The sequence below is a fragment of the Streptomyces sp. NPDC048278 genome (assembly GCF_040652195.1).
Classification (GTDB): domain Bacteria; phylum Actinomycetota; class Actinomycetes; order Streptomycetales; family Streptomycetaceae; genus Streptomyces.
On sequence record NZ_JBEZLP010000001.1, the window covers coordinates 462,462 to 483,608 of the forward strand.

General features: G+C 72.2%; 18 protein-coding genes. 5 read left to right on the forward strand and 13 right to left on the reverse strand.

The features are described 5' to 3' along the window. Positions 1–185: 185 nt before the first annotated feature. The 5 genes from AB0D74_RS02120 to AB0D74_RS02140 are packed head-to-tail and all read left to right on the forward strand — an operon-like array spanning position 186 to position 6,731. On the forward strand, positions 186–1,499 hold the full coding sequence (locus tag AB0D74_RS02120) for an extracellular solute-binding protein (protein ID WP_362579349.1): 1,314 nt from the start codon (positions 186–188) through the stop codon (positions 1,497–1,499). A 9-nt stretch (positions 1,500–1,508) separates the two neighbouring features. Next, positions 1,509–2,489 carry a sugar ABC transporter permease gene (locus tag AB0D74_RS02125; protein WP_362579352.1) on the forward strand — a complete coding sequence of 327 codons (981 nt, stop codon included), beginning with the start codon at positions 1,509–1,511 and terminating at the stop codon, positions 2,487–2,489. Further along, the gene (locus AB0D74_RS02130) at positions 2,486–3,376 is read left to right on the forward strand and encodes a carbohydrate ABC transporter permease (RefSeq protein WP_362579356.1); all 891 of its coding nucleotides are present in this window, start codon (positions 2,486–2,488) and stop codon (positions 3,374–3,376) included. The genes AB0D74_RS02125 and AB0D74_RS02130 overlap by 4 nt, the downstream gene beginning before the upstream one ends. Before the next feature lie 26 nt (positions 3,377–3,402). Further along, the gene (locus AB0D74_RS02135) at positions 3,403–4,725 is read left to right on the forward strand and encodes a glycoside hydrolase family 36 protein (RefSeq protein WP_362579359.1); all 1,323 of its coding nucleotides are present in this window, start codon (positions 3,403–3,405) and stop codon (positions 4,723–4,725) included. Continuing rightward, entirely contained in the window at positions 4,722–6,731 is a 2,010-nt protein-coding gene (locus tag AB0D74_RS02140; protein WP_362579362.1) for a beta-galactosidase, read from the forward strand. Before AB0D74_RS02135 ends, AB0D74_RS02140 begins: the two co-directional genes overlap by 4 nt. Here the strand turns inward: AB0D74_RS02140 and AB0D74_RS02145 are convergent. The 13 genes from AB0D74_RS02145 to AB0D74_RS02205 form a co-directional block, all read right to left on the reverse strand. Next, positions 6,725–7,711: an aldo/keto reductase gene (locus tag AB0D74_RS02145; protein ID WP_362579365.1), complete on the reverse strand. Its 987-nt coding sequence runs from the start codon at positions 7,709–7,711 to the stop codon at positions 6,725–6,727. The two genes, AB0D74_RS02140 and AB0D74_RS02145, sit on opposite strands and share 7 nt — an antisense overlap. Before the next feature lie 74 nt (positions 7,712–7,785). After that, a complete protein-coding gene (locus AB0D74_RS02150) occupies positions 7,786–8,454 on the reverse strand; it encodes an NUDIX domain-containing protein (protein ID WP_362579368.1) in 669 nt (222 codons plus the stop codon). Between the two features lie 187 nt (positions 8,455–8,641). Continuing rightward, entirely contained in the window at positions 8,642–10,459 is a 1,818-nt protein-coding gene (locus AB0D74_RS02155; protein WP_362579371.1) for an ABC transporter ATP-binding protein, read from the reverse strand. A 194-nt stretch (positions 10,460–10,653) separates the two neighbouring features. Beyond that, positions 10,654–11,628: a sugar kinase gene (locus AB0D74_RS02160; RefSeq protein WP_362579373.1), complete on the reverse strand. Its 975-nt coding sequence runs from the start codon at positions 11,626–11,628 to the stop codon at positions 10,654–10,656. Then, positions 11,625–12,260 carry a bifunctional 4-hydroxy-2-oxoglutarate aldolase/2-dehydro-3-deoxy-phosphogluconate aldolase gene (locus AB0D74_RS02165; RefSeq protein ID WP_362579375.1) on the reverse strand — a complete coding sequence of 212 codons (636 nt, stop codon included), beginning with the start codon at positions 12,258–12,260 and terminating at the stop codon, positions 11,625–11,627. The genes AB0D74_RS02160 and AB0D74_RS02165 overlap by 4 nt, the downstream gene beginning before the upstream one ends. Positions 12,261–12,389: 129 nt before the next feature. Then, entirely contained in the window at positions 12,390–13,220 is an 831-nt protein-coding gene (locus AB0D74_RS02170; protein WP_362579378.1) for a hypothetical protein, read from the reverse strand. A gap of 2 nt (positions 13,221–13,222) precedes the next feature. Beyond that, positions 13,223–14,368, reverse strand: coding sequence for a galactonate dehydratase (gene dgoD, locus AB0D74_RS02175; RefSeq protein WP_362579381.1), 1,146 nt, complete (start codon positions 14,366–14,368; stop codon positions 13,223–13,225). Next, entirely contained in the window at positions 14,365–15,174 is an 810-nt protein-coding gene (locus tag AB0D74_RS02180; RefSeq protein WP_362579383.1) for a FadR/GntR family transcriptional regulator, read from the reverse strand. The genes dgoD and AB0D74_RS02180 overlap by 4 nt, the downstream gene beginning before the upstream one ends. 28 nt (positions 15,175–15,202) lie before the next feature. Further along, positions 15,203–15,976: an SDR family oxidoreductase gene (locus AB0D74_RS02185; RefSeq protein ID WP_362579386.1), complete on the reverse strand. Its 774-nt coding sequence runs from the start codon at positions 15,974–15,976 to the stop codon at positions 15,203–15,205. Between the two features lie 40 nt (positions 15,977–16,016). Beyond that, positions 16,017–18,071, reverse strand: a complete 2,055-nt coding sequence (locus AB0D74_RS02190; protein WP_362579389.1) for an alpha-galactosidase — start codon at positions 18,069–18,071, stop codon at positions 16,017–16,019. After that, positions 18,068–18,916, reverse strand: coding sequence for a carbohydrate ABC transporter permease (locus tag AB0D74_RS02195; protein WP_362579392.1), 849 nt, complete (start codon positions 18,914–18,916; stop codon positions 18,068–18,070). Before AB0D74_RS02195 ends, AB0D74_RS02190 begins: the two co-directional genes overlap by 4 nt. Continuing rightward, positions 18,916–19,851, reverse strand: a complete 936-nt coding sequence (locus AB0D74_RS02200) for a sugar ABC transporter permease (RefSeq protein WP_362579395.1) — start codon at positions 19,849–19,851, stop codon at positions 18,916–18,918. Before AB0D74_RS02200 ends, AB0D74_RS02195 begins: the two co-directional genes overlap by 1 nt. 1 nt (position 19,852) lies before the next feature. Further along, a complete protein-coding gene (locus AB0D74_RS02205; RefSeq protein WP_362579398.1) occupies positions 19,853–21,142 on the reverse strand; it encodes an extracellular solute-binding protein in 1,290 nt (429 codons plus the stop codon). Positions 21,143–21,147 lie beyond the last annotated feature (5 nt).

A 21,147-nucleotide genomic window follows, 5' to 3' on the forward strand; every position in this document is an offset into this window, starting at 1 on the left:
AGGCAACCATGTCGATTACGTTTCGGGCAAGAGACGGGCGAGAGAGACGCAGGCTATTGACGCATGAGCGGACAAGCGGCTGTTATTGCGCCCACGATGTTCGGCCGAGTTGGTTTCTGATCGGTTTCGGGACCTTTCGAAGATCAACTCTTCCCCTTGCCGAACCCTGTTCCTCAGGAGCCGCCATGCGCATCTCCCCGTCCGGTCTTCACGTGCCGGGTCCGAGCCGCCGTAACGTCCTGCGCGGTGCCGGTTCGGCCGCCCTCCTCGCGGGCGCCGGCATACCCCTGCTCTCCGCCTGCGGCAGCAGCGGGTCCTCCTCCGACCCGAAGACCGTCAGCCTCGGCTCCAACGCGTCCGACGCCGTGCCGAAGAAGGCGTACCAGTCCGTCTACGACGCCTTCAAGAAGTCGTCCGGCGTCACCGTCAAGGTGAACACCAAGGACCACAACACCTTCCAGGAGCAGATCAACTCCTACCTGCAGGGCACGCCGGACGACGTGTTCAACTGGTTCGCGGGCTACCGGATGCAGTTCTTCGCGCAGAAGGGCCTGGCCTCCCCGATCGACGACGTGTGGGAGAAGATCGGGGCCAACTTCCCCGACGCGATGAAGAAGCTCAGCAAGGGCGAGGACGGCAAGTACTACTTCGTGCCGCTGACCACGTACCCCTGGGCGGTCTTCTACCGCAAGAGCGTCTTCCAGGCGAAGGGCTACACGGTCCCGACCACGTGGGACGAACTCGTGGCGCTGTGCAAGCAGATGAAGAAGGACGGCCTGGTCCCGATCGCCTTCGGCGACAAGGACGCCTGGCCGGCGATGGGCACCTTCGACCAGATCAACTTCCGCCTCAACGGCTACGACTTCCACGTCCAGCTGATGGCGGGCAAGGCGGAGTGGACCGACGCCAAGGTCAAGGCCGTCTTCGACCACTGGGCCGAGCTGCTCCCCTACCACCAGGACGGCTTCATGGGCCGCACCTGGCAGGACGCCGCCCAGGGCCTGGTGTCGAAGAAGTCCGGCATGTACCTCCTCGGCTCCTTCGTGGCCCAGCAGTTCACCAACGCCTCGGACCTGGAGGACCTCGACTTCTTCCCGTTCCCGGAGATCAACTCCGCGTACGGCCAGGACACCGTGGAGGCGCCCACCGACGGCTTCATGGTCAGCAAGTCCCCGAAGAACCACGACGGTGTCGTGAAGCTCCTCGAGTACCTCGGCACCCCGGCCGCCGAGGAGACGTACCTGAAGACGGACCCGAGCGTGGTGGCCGCCTCCAGCAAGGCCTCCACCGCCGCGTACTCCACGCTGCAGAAGAAGGCGTTCGACATGATCGGCGCCGCCAAGAGCCTCACCCAGTTCATGGACCGCGACTCCCGGCCGGACTTCACCTCCACGGTGATGCAGCCCTCCCTGCAGAAGTTCCTGCAGAACCCGAAGGGGATCGACAGTCTGCTCTCGTCGATCGAGCGCCAGAAGAAGACCATCTTCGCGTCCGAGTGAGCATCCTGAATGACGACTGACACCCCCACGAAGTCCCAGGAGGCGGCCGCCGTGCCGCCTCCTGGGCGCGCGTCCAAGAACAAGCGGGTCCAGCAGGGGCACAAGCGCCTGCTGACCCGCCGCGACCGGATCACGCTCGCCTTCATGGCGGGCGTGCCGACGATCCTCCATGTCCTCCTGGTCTGGGTGACCGCCCTGGCCTCGATCCTCCTGGCCTTCACCTCCTGGGACGGCATCGGCTTCGACTCCATCAAGTGGGTCGGGTTCGACAACTTCCACCAACTCTTCACCGACAACCCGCAGTTCTGGCCGGCCGTCGAGCACAACGTCATCTGGTTCGTGGTGCTCATCCTGATCCCGACGCCGTTCGGCCTGTTCCTGGCCGTGCAGCTGGACAAGAAGATCCGGTTCAGCCGGGTCTACCAGACGGCGTTCTTCCTCCCGGTCGTCATCTCCCTGGCCTGCATCGGGTTCGTCTGGCAGCTGATCTACAACCCGGACACGGGCCTGATCAACAGCATCATCGGCGCCAACAAGCCGGGCCACTACATCGACTGGATCGGTGACCCGAACCTCAACCTGTGGGCGGTCCTGGTCGCCGCGTCCTGGCGGCACACCGGCTACATGATGATCCTGTACCTGGCCGGCCTGAAGAGCGTCGACCCGTCGCTGCGGGAGGCCTCGGCCCTCGACGGCGCCAACGAGTGGCAGACGTTCAAGAACGTCATCTTCCCGACGCTGCGGCCGACCAACACCATCGTCCTGGTCGTGACCATCATCGAGGCGCTGCGCGCCTTCGACCTGGTCTTCGTCTTCAACAAGGGCGCCCAGGGCACCGAGTTGCTCTCCATCCTGGTGACCAACAACATCATCGGCGAGTCCAGCCGCATCGGTTACGGCTCGGCGATCGCGGTGGTGCTGCTGTTCATCTCCCTGATCGTGATCATTCCCTACCTGATCGCGACCTTCCGGAAGGAGCGCCGCGCATGAGCACCGTGAGCAACGCGCTGCCCAAGCAGCGCAACCCGATCCGCCCGGCCCGCGTCCTGCTGCACACGTTCCTGGCCCTGACGGCCCTGGCGTGGCTCGCCCCGCTGCTGTGGGCGATCTTCTCGGCGCTGCGCCCGTACAGCGAGACCAGCAACCGCGGCTACGTGTCCTGGCCGCACACGCTGAACTTCGACAACTTCAAGAACGCGTTCGAGCAGTCGGACATGACCCACTACTTCATGAACACGCTGGTCATCGCGGTCCCGGCCGTGCTGCTCACGCTGTTCCTGTCGTCGATGGTCGCGTTCTACGTCGCCCGTTTCGACTTCCGGGTCAACCTGTTCCTGCTGCTGGTCTTCACGGCCGGCAACCTGCTGCCGCAGCAGGTCATCATCACCCCGCTGTACCGGATGTACCTGCTGACGAACCTGCCGGGCATCACCGCCAGCGGCAAGCTGTACGACTCGGCGCTCGGCCTGGTGCTGATCCACGTGGCGTTCCAGTCCGGGTTCTGCGCCTTCGTGCTGGCGAACTACATGCGTTCGCTGCCGCACGAGCTGACCGAGGCCGCGCTGGTGGACGGCGCGTCGGTGTGGCGGCTGTACTGGCAGATCACCCTGCCGCTGTGCAAGCCCGCGATGGCGGCCCTGGCGACCCTGTTGTCGATCTGGATCTACAACGACTTCTTCTGGGCCCTGGTGCTGATCTCGACCGGTGAGAACATGCCGATCACATCGGCGCTGAACAACCTCTCCGGCCAGTACTTCACCGACCCGAACCTGGTCGCCGCCGGTTCCCTGCTCACCGCGATCCCGACGCTGCTCGTCTACTTCGCGCTGCAGAAGCAGTTCGTCAGCGGTCTGACCCTGGGCTCCGCCAAGGGCTGATCCGGCCCCGTCCGAAAGAGAACCTCGTGCACAACCCGTTCACCCCGGTCGCCTCCGTGCCCGTGGACACGCGCACCGCCCGTGTCCACGAGGAGGGCTGGCAGTCCTGGTCGCCGAGCGGCTCCTACGCCCTCGGCTCGGCCCCGTACCGCCCGACGAACGCCAACTGGGCGACCGTCTGCTACCGCCCCGGCCGCGCCGTCCCCGCCGGGGCCTTCCAGGGCGAGGGCCTGCTGGCGCTCGACCCGGGCGACGGCTCCCCGGTCCGGCTCTGGGCCGCGGCCGACCCGCTGCACGAGGTTCCCTCGGTCCGGCTGACCGTCGCGGCCGGGGTCGCCGAGGTCGAGGCCGACGGCCCGGTCAAGGAGTGGACCGGCACGGACATCCAGTCCGTGCTGGCCGACTGGGCCGGCGCCCTGGCCGTGCCGGCGCCCCGCCCGGCGCCCACCGTCTGGTGCTCCTGGTACGAGTACTTCACGGCCGTCACCGAGGACGACATCCACGAGAACCTGCGGGCGATGGACACCCTCGACCTGCCGATCGACGTGGTGCAGATCGACGACGGCTACCAGAGCGCGCTCGGCGACTGGCTGAACCTCTCCGGCCGCTTCCGCTCCCGGCGGGGCATCGCGGACGCCATCCGCGGGCGTGGCCGCCGGGCCGGCATCTGGACGGCGCCCTTCCTGGTCGACCCGGCGAGCGACCTCGCCGAGACGTATCCGGACTGGCTGGTCCGCGACCCCGACGGCAGCCCGCTGCGCGCGGGCCGCAACTGGGGCCACGTGCTGTACGTCCTGGACACCACCCACCCGGCCGCCGCGGCCTACCTCACCGACGTCTTCGCGACGCTGCGCGCCGAGGGCTACGACTACTTCAAGACCGACTTCCTCTACGCGGGCGCCCTGGACGGCGTACGGCACTCGGGCGCCGACGCGCTCACCGCCTACCGGCTCGGCATCGGCCTGATCCGGGAGGCGATCGGCGCGGACGCCTACCTGCTGGGCTGCGGCGCGCCGCTCCTGCCCTCCATCGGCCTGTTCGACGCCATGCGGGTCAGCCCGGACACGGCTCCGCACCGCCGCCCCGAGGCCGACGACTTCAGCCAACCGGGCCAGGACCCGGCCGAGTTCACCGGCGTCGGCCGCCAGTGGCAGCACGGCCGCCTCTGGGTCAACGACCCCGACTGCCTGATGGCCCGCCCCGCCGTGGAGACCCGTGCCCGCTGGGCGGCGCACGTGGAGGCCGTCGGCGGCCTGGTCGCCTCCAGCGACCGGCTGCTCTCGCTCGACCCGTGGGGCGTGGAGACGACCCGCCGCCTTCTCACCGGAGCCAACGGAGCCAACCGATGAACGACCGCACCCTCTCCGTCCCCGGCATCGCCTACGGCGGCGACTACAACCCCGAGCAGTGGCCCGAGGAGGTGTGGGACGAGGACGTCCGCCTGATGCGCGAGGCGGGCGTGAACATGGTCAGCGTCGGCATCTTCTCCTGGGCGCTCATGGAACCCGCCGAGGGTGTCTACGACTTCTCGCGCATGGACCGGATCCTCGGCCTGCTGCACGAGAACGGCATCGCCGCCGACCTCGCCACCCCCACGGCCGCCCCGCCGGCCTGGTTCTTCCGCGCCCACCCCGAGGCACTCCCGGTGGACCACGACGGCCGCACCCTGTCGTACGGCAGCCGCCAGACGTTCTGCCCGAGCAGCCCCGCCTACCGCGAGGCCGCGCTGCGCATCGCGGGCGCGCTCGCCGACCGGTACGCGAGCCATCCGGCCGTGAAGATGTGGCACGTCCACAACGAGTACGGCTGCCACAACGCGGCCTGCTACTGCGACGCCAGCGCGGAGTCCTTCCGCCGCTGGCTGCGCGCGAAGTACGCCGGCGACCTGGCCGCCCTCAACCACGCCTGGGGCACCGCCTTCTGGAGCCAGTGGTACTACGACTGGGACGAGATCCTGCCGCCCCGCGCGACCGGCGCCGTGCCCAACCCGACCCACCAGCTGGACTGGCGGCGGTTCTGCTCGGACGAACTGCTCTCGCTGTACAAGGCGGAGCGGGACGTCCTGCGGGAGGCGGCCCCGGCGATCCCCGCCACCACCAACTTCATGGTGATGTACAACTTCGACGCCCTCGACTACTGGCGCTGGGCCCCGGAGCTGGACGTGGTGGCCAACGACCACTACCTGATGTCCGCCGACCCGGAGTCGCAGATCGACATCGCGCTGAGCGGCGACGTGATGCGGTCGCTGGCCGGCGGTCCGTGGCTGCTGATGGAGCACTCGACGGGCGCGGTCAACTGGCAGCCCGTCAACCGGGCCAAGACCGCGGGTGAGTTGCGCCGCAACGCGCTCGCGCACGTGGCGCACGGCGCCGACGGCATCTGCTACTTCCAGTGGCGGGCGGCGAAGGCGGGCGCCGAGCAGTGGCACTCGGCGATGCTGCCGCACGCCGGGACCGACAGCCGGATCTGGCGGGACGTGGTCCGGCTCGGTGCCGATCTCCAGGCACTCGCCGAGGTGCGCGGCAGCACCGGCACGGCCGAGGTGGCCGTCGTCTGGGACTGGGACGCCCGCTGGGCCGTGGAGCTGCCCTCGCAGCCGAGCGAGAAGCTGCGCTACCTGGACGTCGTCCGCGCCTGGTACGAGCCGCTGTGGCGGGCCGGCGTGGCGGTGGACTTCGTCCGCCCGGACGCCGACCTGTCGGCGTACAAGGTGGTGCTCGCCCCGAGTCTCTACCTGGTGGACGACACGGGCACCGCGAACCTCACCGCCTTCGCGGAGGCCGGCGGCACCCTCGCCGTCGGCTTCCACAGCGGTGCGGTGGACGAGAACTGCCATGTGCGGCTGGGCGGTTACCCGGGCGCCTTCCGGGAGCTGCTCGGCGTGTCCACGGACGAGCTGTTCCCGCTGCTGCCCGAGGAGCGGGTGGCGCTGAGCGAGGGCGGCACGGGCTCGCTCTGGTCCGAGCGGGTGCGGCTCGCGGGCGCGGCGGAAGTGACGTCGTTCGCCGACGGCCCGCTCGCCGGTGTGCCTGCGGTGACCCGGCACGGCTACGGTGCGGGCGCCGCGTGGTACGTGGCGACGCTGCCGGACGCGGACACCCTGGCGGGGCTGCTCGGCCGGATCCGCGCCGAGGCGGGCGTGGCCGCGGGCCGCACCGCCCCGGCCGGTGTGGAGGTCGCCGTGCGGCGCGGTGCGGACGCGGACTACGTGTTCGTGATCGACCACACCGGCGAGGGCGCCGAAGTGCCGGTCGCGGCGGGGTCGGTGGAGCTGCTGTCCGGCAAGCCGGCCGACGGCACGGTCACCGTGGCGCCGGGCGAGGTCGCCGTCGTACGGGAGCCTCGCGGTCAGTGAGCCGCGTCCAGGCGGGCGCGCTGGCCGGGCGTGAGCTCCAGGTCCACGGCGGCGAGGTTCTCCTCCAGCTGGGCCACGGACGACACCCCGGCCAGCGGGACGACCGGCAGCGGCCCGCCCAGCAGCCAGGCCAGCACCACCTGGTTGCGGGTCGCCCCGGTCTCCCGGACCACCTCGTCCAGCGCGGCGAGGCGGGACGGGGTGCCGGGGTGGTCGTAGTCGGCGGGCAGCCGCTTGCCGGGCCGGCTGTAGGCGCCCTTGAGCAGCGGTGAGTAGGCGACCAGGGTGAGGCCGGGCTCGGCGCGCAGGTAGCTGCGCAGCTGGGCGTCGGCGGAGCCGAGGCTGCCGTCCGGGAAAAGGTCGTCGGGGATGTCGGTGCGCGGGCGCAGGTAGCTGTGCTGGTACTGGAGCACCTCGTAGCCGGGCAGGCCGGCCGCGGCGGCCAGGGCGCGGGCGCGTTCCAGCCGCCAGACGGCGTGGTTGCTGGCGCCGAGCAGGCCGACGGTGCCCTCCGCGACGAGCGCGGCGAACCCCTCGGCGGTCTCGCGGAGCGGGACGGCGGGGTCCTCTATGTGGGCGTAGAGCAGGTCGAGCCGCTCGACGCCGAGGCGTTCGCGGCTGCGCTCGGCCGACTCCCGGATCACCTTCGCGGACAGCCCCTCGGGGTTGTCGGTGTAGCTCGTGCCGGGGGCGAGCGGGCGGGCGCCGAGCTTGGTGGCGATGACGACCTCGGCCCCTGTCCCGCGGCTGCGCCGCCAGCGGCCGAGCAGTTCCTCGCTCTGGCCGCCCTGGCTCCCGTCCTCCCAGAAGGCGTAGTTGTCCGACGTGTCGACGAAGTTCCCGCCGGCCTCGACATAGCGGTCGAGGACGGCGAAGGAGGTCTGCTCGTCGGTGCGGGACCCGAACAGCATGGCGCCGAGCGCGAGGACGCTCACCTCGCGGCGGGTGCCCGGGTCGGTGCCGATGGTGCGGTACTTCATGCCGTCTCCTCCGTCCGCGCACCCGGGGGTCCGGGTGCGCGGTGGTGAGTCTCCGGCTTGAAGTGCACCCGAAGTCAAGGGCGTCGGGCGAACGGTCCGTCCAGGGCCGCCCACTGCAGCAGCATGATCGTCTTGGCGTCGGCGATCTCGCCGGTCCGGATCATCTCCAGGGCGCGCCGGAAGGGGAGTTCGAGGATCTCGATGTCCTCGCCCTCCTCGTCCAGGCCGCCGCCCTCGTGGGTGCGGGTCGAGGGGCCGTAGGAGGCCGCGTAGAAGGAGATCCGCTCGGTGACCGAGCCCGGGCTCATGTAGACGTCGAAGACGTGCTCGACCTCGCCGACGGTGTGGCCGGTCTCCTCGACGACCTCGCGGCGCACCGCGTGCTCCGGGTGCTCGGCCTCGTCGTCCAGCAGGCCGGCCGGGGTCTCGACCAGCATCCCGTCGGGGTGGCCGTTGACGTACACCGGGAACCGGAACTGGCGCGTGAGCAGGACGGTCTCCCGCTCGGCGTCGTACAGGAGCAGCGTGGCCCCGTTGCCCCGGTCGTGGGTCTCGCGCTCCTCGGTGTGCCAGGTGCCGTCGGCGTGCTGGAGGTCGAAGGTGGTGGCCCGCTCGACATACCAGTGACTGGACAGGAGCCTCACCTCCCGGACCTTCACCCGCGGATTCCCGGTCAGCTCCAGCCCGGTCCGGTCGAGACCGGTACGGCCCCGGCGGTCGGGGGTGTCGATCCCGGCGGTCATCACAGACCGCCGGGACGGGCGGTGGCGTTCAGGTGTCTCATGCTCACCTGTCTACCACCGCCCGCGACAGCGCCCCGTAAGGGGCGCGGGGCTGTATCGACATGCGGCTCCGCCGCGTGGGCGCGACCAGCCACGACGGCGCCGCACCCGACCGACAACACGCCCCCGGCCCCCGCCGGCGCAGCGCCTAGTGCACTTCGGCAGGCCGCGGCCCCTCGTCCAGGAACCCGCCCGACTGGTGCTGCCACAGCTTGGCGTAGGCGCCCTCCGCGGCGAGCAGTTCGTGGTGCGTGCCCTGCTCGACGATCCGTCCGCGGTCGAGGACCACCAGCCGGTCCATGGAGGCGACCGTGCTCAGCCGGTGCGCCACCACCAGTGCCGTGCGCCCCTCCATGAGCCGCCACAGCGCCTCCTGGACGAGGATCTCACTCTCGGAGTCCAGCGCGCTGGTCGCCTCGTCCAGGAGCAGGATCGGGGCGTCCCTGAGGATCGCCCGGGCCAGGGCGACCCGCTGGCGCTGGCCGCCGGAGAGCTTGACGCCGCGCTCTCCCACCATCGTGTCGAACCCGTCCGGCAGCGCGTCGGCGAACTCCGTCACGTGCGCGGCCTCGGCCGCCAGCCGGATCTCGGCGTCGGTGGCGTCCGGCCGGGCGAAGGCGATGTTGTCCCGCAGGGTGCGGTGGAACATCGCCGGGTCCTGCGGGACGTAGGCGATCTGGCCGCGCAGGTCGGCCTGGCGCAGCCGGCTGATGTCCTGGCCGCCGATCGTGATCCGGCCGCCGTCGATGTCGGTCATCCGCAGCAGCAGCCGGGTCAGCGTGGTCTTGCCGCCGCCCGACCGGCCGACGAAGCCGAACTTCGACCCGCTGGGCACGTCCAGCTCCAGCCCCTCGAACAGCGGTTTGGCGCCCGCGTGGGTGAAGGAGACCTTCTCGAAGCGGACGCCGGCGGCCCGCGGCGCGAGCGGCTCCGGGGCCGGGGGATCGACGACGGTCGGCGGTTCGAGGAGCAGTTCGGTGAACTGGGCCGCCTCCGTCATGGAACTCTCCATACGCCGGTAGATCTGGTTGAACTCGAACATGATCCGGGTGGCGTTGGTGTAGTAGGTGAAGGCGACCACGACCGCCTCCACGCTGTGTCCGCCGCCCGCCAGGGCCACCGCGAGCAGCAGGCCCACCGCGTTGGTCGCCACGGACAGCGGCGCGACGAGGGTGTCGATGCGCAGGTTGCCGTAGTCCCAGGAGCGCAGGGTGCGCCGCCTCGACTCGGCGACCCGCGACCGGTGTTCGGCGGCCTCCCGCCGCTCGGCGGCGAACGCCCGGACGGTGTCCATGTTCATCAGGCTGTCGGCGACGTGCCCGGACACCCGGGCGATCGCCTCCTCACGCCGGTCGACGAGCCGCTGGCGGCGGCGGATCAGCGGGAACACGCACACCGCCGTCACCGCGATCATCGCGAGCAGCGCGACGACGAGCAGCGGCTCGTAGCGCCACAGCACCACCGAACCGAACGCCAGCGGCACGAAGCTGCCGACGATGTTGAAGGTCAGCGTGTCGCCGAACTCCTCGAAGCGGGTGGCGAAGCTCAGCACCCGCTTGGTGAGGGAGCCCGCGAAGTTGTCGTGGAAGAACGCGGCGTCCTTCGCGAACAGTTCGTCCATGCCGATGATGTACAGGTGCTCGATGCCGAGGGCGTCCAGACGGTTCAGGCAGTGCAGACCGATCCGCCAGAACGTCTCCGCCAGCAGCAGGACACCGGCGAAGCCGAGGACGTACGGCAGTGTGGCGCCGAGGCCCAGGCCGTGGCCGTCGGCGATCCGGCCGATCAGCTTGGCCACGACCAGCGGGGCCAGGTAGTTGATTCCGATGTTGCCGAGCGCCGGCAGCAGCATCCCGGGCAGCGTGAGCCACTTGAGCCGGGCCAGCTCCCGTCCGTAGTAGCGAAGGGCGAGCAGTACGGCGCCCTTGCGCGGTCCCGTCGCAGGTAAATCGACAGAGGATGTCATCTCAACCCTGTGTAGTCGTCGCGCGGCATGCCGAGTCGGCCGTCGCTTGGTCCGCGGCGGCCTGGAATCGGCAGGTCAGGAAAGGGAAGTGTCCCGCGACGACGGTCGTGCGGTCCACGTGTTTTTTGGTCGGCGACTACGGAGCGAACATGCTCTCGACCGGAGGGGAGCCTGCCGACCCGAGGTGCCCGGTGTCATGGCCGCAGCCAGTCCCGGTCCGGGAGTTCGAGCAGCCGGGCGATGTCCGCCGCCTCGGGCAGGGGGCCGTGATCCCCCGTCACGCCGAGCGCGGAGACGGCGGTGAGGTGGCCCAGCCGGAGGGCGCGGGACAGCGGCTCCGCACGCAGCAGCCCGGCCAGGAAGCCCGCCGCGAAGGCGTCGCCCGCGCCGACCGGTTCCACCACGGCCGTCCGCAGCGCGGGCACCGTCCACGTGCCGTGCGCGGTCACGGCGGTCGCGGTGCGGGCGCCGTCCTTGACGACGAGGATCCGCGGGCCGGGCAGCAGGTCCCGCAGCCCGGGGACGGTCAGGTCGCCGCCCCACAGCGCCTGGGCCTCGTCGAGGCCCACGAAGACGATGTCGGCACGGTCGGCCAGGGCGCGCAGCACCGTCGGCGCGGTGCCGTCCGGCCACAGCGCGGCGCGGTGGTTGACGTCGAAGCTGACGGCGTACGGCCGGTCGGCGGCGGGCCGGTCGAGGGCCCGGGTCACCAGGGCGCGGCAGGACGCGGAGAGGGCGGGGGTGATGCCGGTGAGGTGCAGCAGGGCGGCCGAGCCGAGCGGTTCGCCGTCGAGCAGGCCGGGGCCGAGGGCCGAGGCCGCCGAGCCGGCCCGGTAGTAGTGGACGCGGGTGCCGGCCGGGCCCGGGTTCTTGAGGAGAAGGCCGGTGGGCCGGTGCGGGTCGGTGCGCACATGTGTCACGTCGACCCCGGCGGCGGCGACCGCGGCGCGCACCCGGCGGCCCAGCGGGTCGTCGCCGACGGCCGAGAGCCAGTGGACCGGGACGCCGTGGTCCGCGAGGTACATGGCCACGTTCGACTCGGCCCCCGCGACGGACAGCCGCAGCCGATCGGCGTCCGCCAGCGGCCGGGGCGGGTCGGGGGCGAGGGCGGCCATGGTCTCGCCGAGGCAGACGACCGGTCCCGGGGCCGGACGCCAGGCAGCCGTCACGCGGGTCCCTCCTCCCGTACGACGGCCCGGAACGCGCGGGCCCGGTCGCGCAGGGCGCCGAGACTGCCGCCGTCCGCCGCGTCCCCGACAAGGGGGGAGCCGACGCCGACCGCGGTGGCCCCGGCGGCCAGGTAGGCCCGCGCGGCCGGCACGTCGACGCCGCCGACCGGGACGAACGCCGCGTCGGGGAACGGCCCGCGCAGCGCCTTCAGATACGCCGCTCCCCCCGCCTCGGCGGCCGGGAAGAGCTTCAGTGCGGCGGCCCCCCGGGCCTGCGCGGCGATCACGTCGGTGGGGGTCAGCACGCCCGCCAGGACCGGCATGCCGAGCTGCCGCGCGGTGTCGGCACCGGCACCGAGGCCGGGGGTGACGGCGAACGTGGCGCCCGCGCGGTGGGCGGCGTGCGCGTCGGCGGCGGTCAGCACCGTGCCGGCGCCCAGCGGGCGGTCGGGGCCGAGTTCCTTGCGGGCCCGGGTGAGGACGGTGAGGGCTTCCGTGCCGCTGAGCGACACCTCGATCAGTTCGATGCCCTCCTCGGCCAGGGTCAGCACGGTGCGCAGGGCGGCGTCCGGGTCGCCGCCGCGCACGATGGCGAGCAGGCGACGGGCGGCGAGGGCGGCTCGCAGATCCACGAGCGGGCTCCTTCCAGGGGTCTCGGGCCAGGGGTCTCGGGCTAGGGATCTGGGGCTGGGTGTCTCGGGCTGGGTGTCTCGGGGGCTCAGGGCGTCAGGCGCCAGGCTCCAGGCCCGGGGCCAGGGGGCTCAGGGGCAGCGGCAGTCGGCCGTCGCGGTGAGCCGCCAGCGGACCTCGCCCGAGGCGGGGACGCGGGCGGCGTCGTCCGGGCCGGCGTCGGCGAGGTCGAAGACGCGGCCGAGCATCGGTTCGACGCCCGTGCTGCGGTACGGCCGGCCGGCGGGGAAGCCGCCGAGGTTGCGCCACAGGGCGACGGAACACGGCTGCCCCTCCGCCTCGACGGCGAGGGCGAGCCGGTCCGCGCCGTCGTGCACACAGCACCGCCCGCCCTCCACCACGGCCCCGACCGCCGTGCCGTCGTCCGGCCCGAACCGGTCGAGCCGCAGCCCCCGGGGGGCCGGCCAGGCACCCGCCAGCCACGGGGCGCCGTCCGGCCAGGGACGGTCCAGCAGGGGCGCCGCCTCCGGGAACAGCCGGGTGGGCGCCCTCTCCCGGGCCCGGACGACGGCCTCCTCGGAGAGGTCCAGCAGTGCGTGGGCGGCCCAGAGGAAGCGGAAACCGGGCTCGGCCGCCAGCACGTAGGCGGCCTCCGCACCGTCGTCCGTGGCGCACACCGTGCGGGTCAGGACGAAGCGGTCGCAGCGAACCGTCTCCCCGGCGCCGTCACCGTCCCCTTCCCGTGTCCAGGGCCGGGACCACGCGTCCCCGTGGTCGGGGGTGCCGCGCACGGTCGGGACGCACTCCTCCACTCCCCCGGCGTCCACGAACGCGTCGCCCGGTGCGACGCCGGCACGTTCGGGGCTCTCCCGCCGCCACAGCCATTCGCGGTCGCCGTGCCGCAGCGAGGTCCAACGGCCGCCGTGCGCGGGGTCGGTGACGACGTCGAGGGGCGGTGGCACGGTCACCACTCCGCGAAGGAGCCGTCGGCGTGCCGCCACACCGGGTTGCGCCACCGGTGCCCGGAGCGGTCGGCCGCGCGGACGGCCGCCTCGTCGAGGGTGATGCCGAGCCCGGGGGCGTCACCGCGGTGCGCGTGCCCGTCCACGAAGCGGAAGGGTTCGGTGTCGAGGAGGTAGGAGAGAAGGTCGGCTTCCTTGTTGTAGTGGATGCCGCGGCTCTGCTCCTGGATGAGGAAGTTCGGGGTGGCGAAGGCGACCTGGAGGCTGGCGGCGAGGGCGATGGGGCCGAGCGGGCAGTGCGGGGCGAGCTGGGCGCCGTAGGTCTCGGCGAGCGAGGCGATGCGGTGCACCTCGGAGATGCCGCCGGCGTGCGAGAGGTCGGGCTGGGCGACCGCGATGCCGGCGGCGAGGACGGGCAGGAACTCGGCGCGCGAGTACAGGCGTTCGCCGGTGGCCAGCGGCACCGGGCTGGAGGTGACCAGGCCGGGCAGCAGGTGGCCCTGCTCGGGGACGACGGGTTCCTCCACGAACAGCGGGTGCAGCGGGGCGAGTTCGGCGAGGACGCGGCGGGCGCTGGCGGCGGTGAAGCGGCCGTGGAAGTCGACGGCGACGTCGCGGTCGGGGCCGAGGGCGTCGCGGGCCGCGCTCACCCGGGCGACCACGGCCGCCGTCTCCGCGGCCGTCGCCAGGGGCGAGGTGGCCCCGGCGCCGTTCATCTTCACCGCGGTGAAGCCCGCCGCGACCTGGGCGGCGATCTGCTCGGTCAGCTGGGCGGGTTCGTCGCCGCCGACCCAGGCGTAGACCCGCACCCGGTCGCGCACCGGGCCGCCCAGCAGGGCGTGCACGGGGGCACCGTACGTCTTGCCCGCGATGTCCCACAGGGCCTGGTCGAGACCCGCGACGGCGCTCGACAGGACCGGACCGCCCCGGTAGAAGCCGCCCTTGGTGAGCACCTGCCAGTGGTCCTGGATGCGCAGCGGGTCCTGCCCCACCAGGTACTCGGCGAGGACGTCGACGGCCGCGCGGACGACCTCGGCACGCCCCTCGACGACGGGTTCGCCCCAGCCGACCACTCCGTCGTCGGTCTCGACGCGGCAGAACAGCCAGCGCGGCGGGACGAGGAAGGTCTCTATCCGCTCGATCTTCACCGGCCGCCGCTGCCTTCCCTGTCGTCGGTCCCGATCGCGTCGCCGGAACCGATCGCGTCGCCGGTCCCGGTCGCGTCGCCGGAACCGGTCCCGTCCTCCGGTCCGTCGAGCCGGGCCAGGTCGCGGCCCGCCTGGTCGAGCAGGGCCCGCATGGCCGTCTCGGCCGCCTGTGGGTCGCGGTCGCGTACGGCGTCCAGGACGGCGCGGTGGGCGGGAACCGGGTCCTCGCTGTGCGGGGAGCTGTGCACGATGCGGTCGCGGTGGGCGAGTCCCGACTCGATCACCATCTCCATGCGTTCGAGCAGTTCGTTGTGGGTGGCGGCGAGCAGGGCCCGGTGGAAGGCGAGGTCCGCGTCGACGGCGTGCCCCGGGTCGGTCTCCTCCCGTCCCATCGCCTCCACGGCCGTCTCGAGGAGCAGCAGGTCGGCCTCGGTGCGGCGCTCGGCGGCGAGCCGGACCGCGGCCGGTTCGATGATGGCGCGGACCTCGGCGAGGTTGCGCAGCAGAGACCGTTCCGCGCCGGTCGTGGGGCCGCCCTCGAACTGCCAGCGCAGCACGTCGGCGTCGAGCAGGTTCCAGTCCGCGCGGGCCCGCACGAAGGTGCCGCGTTTCTGGCGGGCGTCGACCATGCCCTTGGCGGCGAGCACCTTGAGGGACTCGCGCAGGGCGGTGAGGCTGACGTCGAGTTCGCTCTGCAGCGCCACCAGGTCGAGCGTGGCGCCTTCCGGGATCTCGCCGCCCAGGATGCGGCGCGCCAGGGCCTCCACGGTCTGGCCGTGCACACCGCGGCGGGCGTAGGGCGTCATGTCGTACAGCCTTTCTTTCCATAGGGCATCATGCGGAGGCCTTCACGACGCTCCAGCCGCCGTCCACGACGAGGCCGGCCCCGGTGACGTAGGAGGCCTCGTCGGCGCAGAGGAACGCGATGGCGGCAGCCGCCTCCTCGGGGGTGCCGAAGCGGCGGGCGGCCGTCTGGGCGACGCTGCGTTCCCGTTCCTCCTGCGGTACCCGGTCCCAGGCGCCGGTCAGGATCGGGCCGGGGAGTACGGCGTTGACGCGTACCTCGGGCCCGTACTCGACGGCCAGCTGCCCGCACAGGGAGAGTAGGCCGCCCTTGGCCGCGGCGTAGGCGGGGTGGCCGGGGATGCCCGCGTGGGCGTGCACCGACGAGGTGAGGACGACGGCACCGCGGCGGGCGCGCAGGTCGGGCAGGACCGCCTTGACGCCGAGGAAGCCGCCGGTCAGGTTGACGGCGAGCTGCCGCTCCCAGGACGGCAGGGTCAGCTCGTGGGCCGGTGCGACCTCGACGGTGTAGGCGTTGCCGACGAGCACGTCGACCGGGCCGAAGGCGTGGGCGGCGGTGACGATCCGCGCCCAGTCGTCCTCGGCGGCGACGTCCGCGTGCACGTACCTGGCCCGGCCGCCGTCCTTCTCGATGCCGTCCACCACGGCCTGGCCGCGTTCGTCGGCGAGGTCGGCGAGCACGACGGCGGCGCCCTCACCGGCGAGGCGTGCGGCGGTGGCGGCTCCGATGCCGGAGGCGGCGCCGGTCACCACGGCGGTACGGCCGGTGAAGCGGGCACCGTACCGTCGAACGGGCTGGTCCATCGGGCTCCTTAGAGGATGAGCTGCTGGAAACATATGCGTCCTACAGGCGGCGCAGCACCACCAGGTCGGCATCGTGTTCGGCACGCCACGCGAACGGCAGGCCGTGGTGGAGCAGATGGGCTCCGCCGTACGACGTTCCGGTGGCCGTGTCCCGGTAGCGCGCCGCCGGGTCGAGGCCGCGCAGCCGGAGCCGGTCGGGCCGGCCGGGCATGAGCGGCGCGCCGTCGAGGCGGCCGGTGGAGAGCGCGGCGACGACGGTCCGGTCCCCGGCGTCGTACTGCACGCCGCAGGTGGGGTCGTCCGGTGTGCCGAGCAGCCGGGCCTCGCCGTGGTGGACCACGTCCCGCACCTCCTTGTACCGGGCGATCCAGCGGGCCGCCTCGGCCCGCTGCTCCGGGGTCCAGGCGCGCAGGTCGGCGCCGATCCCGAGGACCCCGCACATGGCGTTGACGAAGCGGAAGGCGAGGCTGCGCGGGCGCGGGTCGAAGATGCCGGGGGCGTCGGTGACCCAGGAGCTCATGACGTGCGGCGCGTGGGCGTGCAGGAAGCCGTGCTGGATGCGCAGCCGGTCCATCGGCGCGGTGTTGTCGCTGGGCCAGACGACGTCGGTGCGGGCGAGGGTGGCGTGCTCGACGCGTCCGCCGCCGCCCGCGCAGCCCTCGACGGTGACGTCGGGGTGGTGGGCGCGCAGGTGGTCGAGGACCTGCAGGTAGCCGGCGACGTGCTCGGCGTCGAGGTCGGTCCGCTCCGCGGGACCGGCGCCGGGACGGCCGCGTTCGGTGGGCGGGCGGTTCATGTCCCACTTCAGGTAGCCGATGCCGTAGTCGCCGAGCAGCCGGTCGAGGGTGCCGATGACGAAGTCCTGGACGTCGGTCCGGCCCAGGTCGAGGAGGAGCTGGTTGCGGACGAGCCGGGCCGGTCGGCCGTCGATCCGGTAGACCCACTCGGGGTGTTCGGCGTGGAGGCGGCTGCCGGGGCTGACCGCCTCCGGCTCCACCCACAGGCCGAAGTCCAGGCCGAGCGCGCGGACTTCCTCGACGAACCGGCCGAAGCCCTGAGGGAACGCCGCCGGGTCCGGGTACCAGTCGCCGAGGCCGCCGGTGTCGTCGGCGCGGCCGGTGAACCAGCCGTCGTCCACGACGAACAGTTCGGCCCCGATGTCCGCCGCCGTCTTCGCCAGCTCCAGCTGCCCCGCGGCCTCGACGTCGAAGCCGGTGGCCTCCCAGGAGTTGTAGAGCACCTTGCGGGGGCGGTGCAGACGGTCGCCGGCGAGGCGGCGCTCGTAGCGGTGCCAGACCCGGGACAGGCCGTCGAGGCCGTCCGGGCTGAAGGCGCAGGCGAGGCGGGGCGTGGCGAGGGTCTCGCCCGCGGCCAGGTGTACGGCGCCCTCGTGCGGCACCCGTCCGGCGCGGACCCGTACGGCACCGCCCGGTTCGGCCTCCGCCGTGATGTGCCAGTTGCCGGGCCATTCGAGGGCGACGCCGTAGACGGCGTCCCCGTCCTGCACGGCGAGCCAGGGCGCGTAGGCGTGGCCGGGGGCGCCCTGCGTGCTGCCGATGGTGAACGTGCCTCGGGCGAGGTCGAGCCGGGTGTGCTGGAACTCCTGCGACCACTGGCCGGAGAGGTACGTCAGCCGGGCCGCGCCCCTGACGGGGACGGTGACGGCGGCCGAGTCGAGCCGCTCCAGGCGGAGTTCGGTGGTGGCGGTGAACTCGGCCCAGCGGAGGATCACGTCGGTGCCGGGGACGGTCTCGTAGCAGAGGACGGTGCGCAGGCCGATCAGCTCGTCCACGAAGGCGAGCCGCAGGGACGCTTCCGTCTCCTCCGCACCGGCGAACTCCCACCACACGCCGCGGCCCTCGCCCGCCACCAGCTCGGCCCCTGTGAACGGCCGCAGCCCGTACGGCAGGTACTCGGCCGGGGCCGCGTCGGCGGGCGTGACGAAGTGGGTGCGGTGGGACCAGTCCAGGGCGGACGGCCCGTCCTCGACCCCCGAGGGGCCCCAGGCGTGCAGCTCGGCCCAGGGGCCGTCCGGGGAGAGCCGGACGGTGTAGCTGGTGTGCTCCGTGTGCAAGGTCCAGCGCGGGTGGGTCACTTGACGGCTCCCAGGTTGAGGCCGGCCACGAAGTGCCGCTGGAAGCGCAGGAACACGGCGACCGTGGGCGCGGCGGCGATGACCGATCCGGCGGCGATCACGTTCCACATCGACACGTACTGGCCCTGGAGTCCGATGAGGGCGGCGGTGATCGGCATCTTGGTGTCGCTGCGCAGGACGGTGATCGCCCAGAGCAGGTCGTTGAAGATCCAGGTGAAGGACAGTGCGCTGAGGGCGGCCAGGGCGGGGCGGGTCAGCGGGAGGATGATCCGCCAGAAGATCTGCCAGGGCCCGGCCCCGTCGACGACCGCCGCCTGCTGGATCTCCACCGGGATCGACCGCATGAACCCGTGCAGGACGAAGACGTAGAAGCCGACGCCGAAGCCGATCTGCACGCCGACGAGCGCGGGCAGGGTGTCGTAGACGCCCAGCACCTCGCTGAGCTTGGAGACCGGGATGAGCAGGATCTGTGGCGGCAGCAGGTTGCCGCCGAGCATCAGCAGCAACAGGGAGCGCCGGAAGGGGAGTTCGTAGCGGCTCAGGGCGAACGCGGCCATCGCGGCGAGGGCCAGGGTCACCAGGACGCAGGGGACGGTGACGAGCAGGCTGTTGACCAGGGCCTGCTGCTGGCCGCCGTCGGTCCAGGCCTGGCCGAAGTTGGCGAGGGTGAAGGAGCGCGGCCAACTGCCCAGGCCGTGGGCGGCGATGTCGTCGAAGGAGCGCAGGCTGGTCACCACGACCAGGGCGATGGGCAGCAGCCACAGGACGGCCAGCGCCCCCGCGCCCAGGTGGAATCCGGCGGTCGCGGCCCGCCTGCGGCGCAGTGCCGTGGCGTGGGCGGACATCAGTCGGCCTCCCGGAAGGCGCGGACGAGGTAGGAGGCGATGACCCCGAACGCGAGGACGAAGATGACGACGGCCAGGGCGGAGCCGTAGCCGAGGCGCAGGGACTGGAAGGCGGTCGAGTACATGTAGGTGCTCAGCAGCTCGGAGGAGTGGTAGGGGCCGCCGCGGGTGAGGGACCAGACGACGTCGAAGGAGCGCAGCGAGTCGATGACGATGACCGACAGAACCACCGCGTTGACGCTCCGCAGTTGGGGCAGCGTGACGTGCCGGAAGCGCTGCCGTGCGTTCGCGCCGTCGACCTTGGCGGCCTCGTGGAGCGCCGGGTCGATGCCCTTGAGGCCGGCCAGGTAGAGGACCATGACGTAGCCGATCTGGCGCCACAGGGCGGGCACGATCACCGCGTACAGGGCCGTGTCCTGGTCGGCGAGCCAGGCGTGCCGGAGACTGCCGAGGCCCACCCCTTCCAGCACCCGGTTGAGGACGCCGTCGGGCTGGTAGATCGCCTGCCAGACGAGGGCGGTGGCGACCAGCGAGAAGACGACCGGCAGGAACAGGGCGGCCCGGTAGAAGCCGACCCCGCGCCGCTCCTGCTGGAGCAGCAGTGCGGCGGCGAGCCCCAGGACGGCGGAGAGGCCGCCGAACAGAACCAGCCACAGGACGGTGTGGCCGAGTGCGCTGCGGAAGACGTCGTCGTGGGACATCTCCCGGAAGTTGTCCAGGCCGACGAACTGCGGCGGGGAGACGCCGTCCCACTTGGTGAGGGCGAGGTAGAAGCCCTGGAGGGCGGGCCAGAACACCCACAGGGCCTCGGCGAGCAGCGGGACCAGGACGAAGGCGAGGACCAGCGGCGGGGTGCGCCGGGGCCCCCGGGCCCGCCTGCCGCCGACGGGCGGGCGGGCCGGGGACTTCCGGTCGGGGGCGGTGAGCACGGCCACGTCAGGCGTTCCAGATCTTCTGGGCGTCGCGCTGCCAGTCGGTCAGGATCCCGCCGATCTGCTGGGGCTCGGCGAGGAACTTGGTCAGGGCGGTGTCGGCGGTGGGCTGGAGGGCGTCGCTGGAGTCCCGGTTGAAGAACTGGGTGATCTCGGCGGCCTCCGCGACGTGCGCGCGGCCCTTCTTGACCAGTGCGGTGCCGGCGTCCTTGGCGTCCGGGTTGCAGGGCAGGACGGTCCCGGAGGAGCCCTTGATGTATATCTCCTGGGCCTCGGCCGTGGCGAGGTACTTCAGCAGGTCGAAGACCTGGTCGCGGCGGCCGGTGCGGGCACTGGCGAAGTAGCCGTCGACCGGCGCCTCTTCGGCGAGCGGGATCTTGGAGTCGATGACGGGGAAGCGGAAGAAGTCGATGTCGTCCAGGGCGCTCTTGGGCGCCGAGTCGGCGAAGAAGGTGCCGATGAGCATCATGCCGGTCTTGCCGCCCAGCAGGGCGGTCGTGGCGTCCTGGAAGGCAAGGGCGGTGCCGTTCGGGTCGAAGTAGGGCAGCACCTCCTGCCAGCGGTCGAAGACCTTGCGCACCTCGGGGTCGTCGAACCGGTGCTTTCCGGCGAGGAGTTCGCGGTGGTACCGGGCGCCGTTGATCCGGATGTCGAGGTAGTCGAACCAGGCCGACGCCACCCAGGGGGTGTTGCCGCCGGCGCCGAGCCCGATCGGGGCGACGCCCTTGCTCTTGAGCTTGTCGCACAGGTCGAGGAAGCCGTCCCAGCTGGTGGGTGCGCTCACGCCCCACTTGGCGAAGGCGGACTTCCGGTAGAACATGCCCCACCAGTAGTAGGTGTTGGGCACGAAGACCTTCTTGCCCGAGCTCGCGGTGCACAGCGAGTTCAGGGCCTTGGTGTACTTCTTGAGGTCGGGCGAGGAGCTCCACACCTCGTCGAGGTCGAGCAGCAGGTTCTTCCTGGCGTAGGCGTCGGCGACCGAGCCGGGGTACCAGGTGTAGACGTCCGGCGGGTTGGCGGAGGTGAGGTAGGTCGGCAGCTGGGTGCGGAAGGTCTCGGCGGCGACCGTGTTCAGGCCGGCGCTGCCGGACCCCTTCTTGCCGTAGGCCGCGACCAGGTCCTCCATCGCGGCCTTGGCCTGCGGGGCGGAGAGGTTGGACTGGAGGGTCGCCGGGCCCTTCGAGGAGGTCTTCCCGGAGGAGGTGGAGGTGACGCAGCCGCTGAGCAGTGCCGCGGTCCCGGTGGCGCCGAGTCCGGCGAGGAAACGCCGTCTGCTGGTCTGGGGGTTGGCCATGGTGG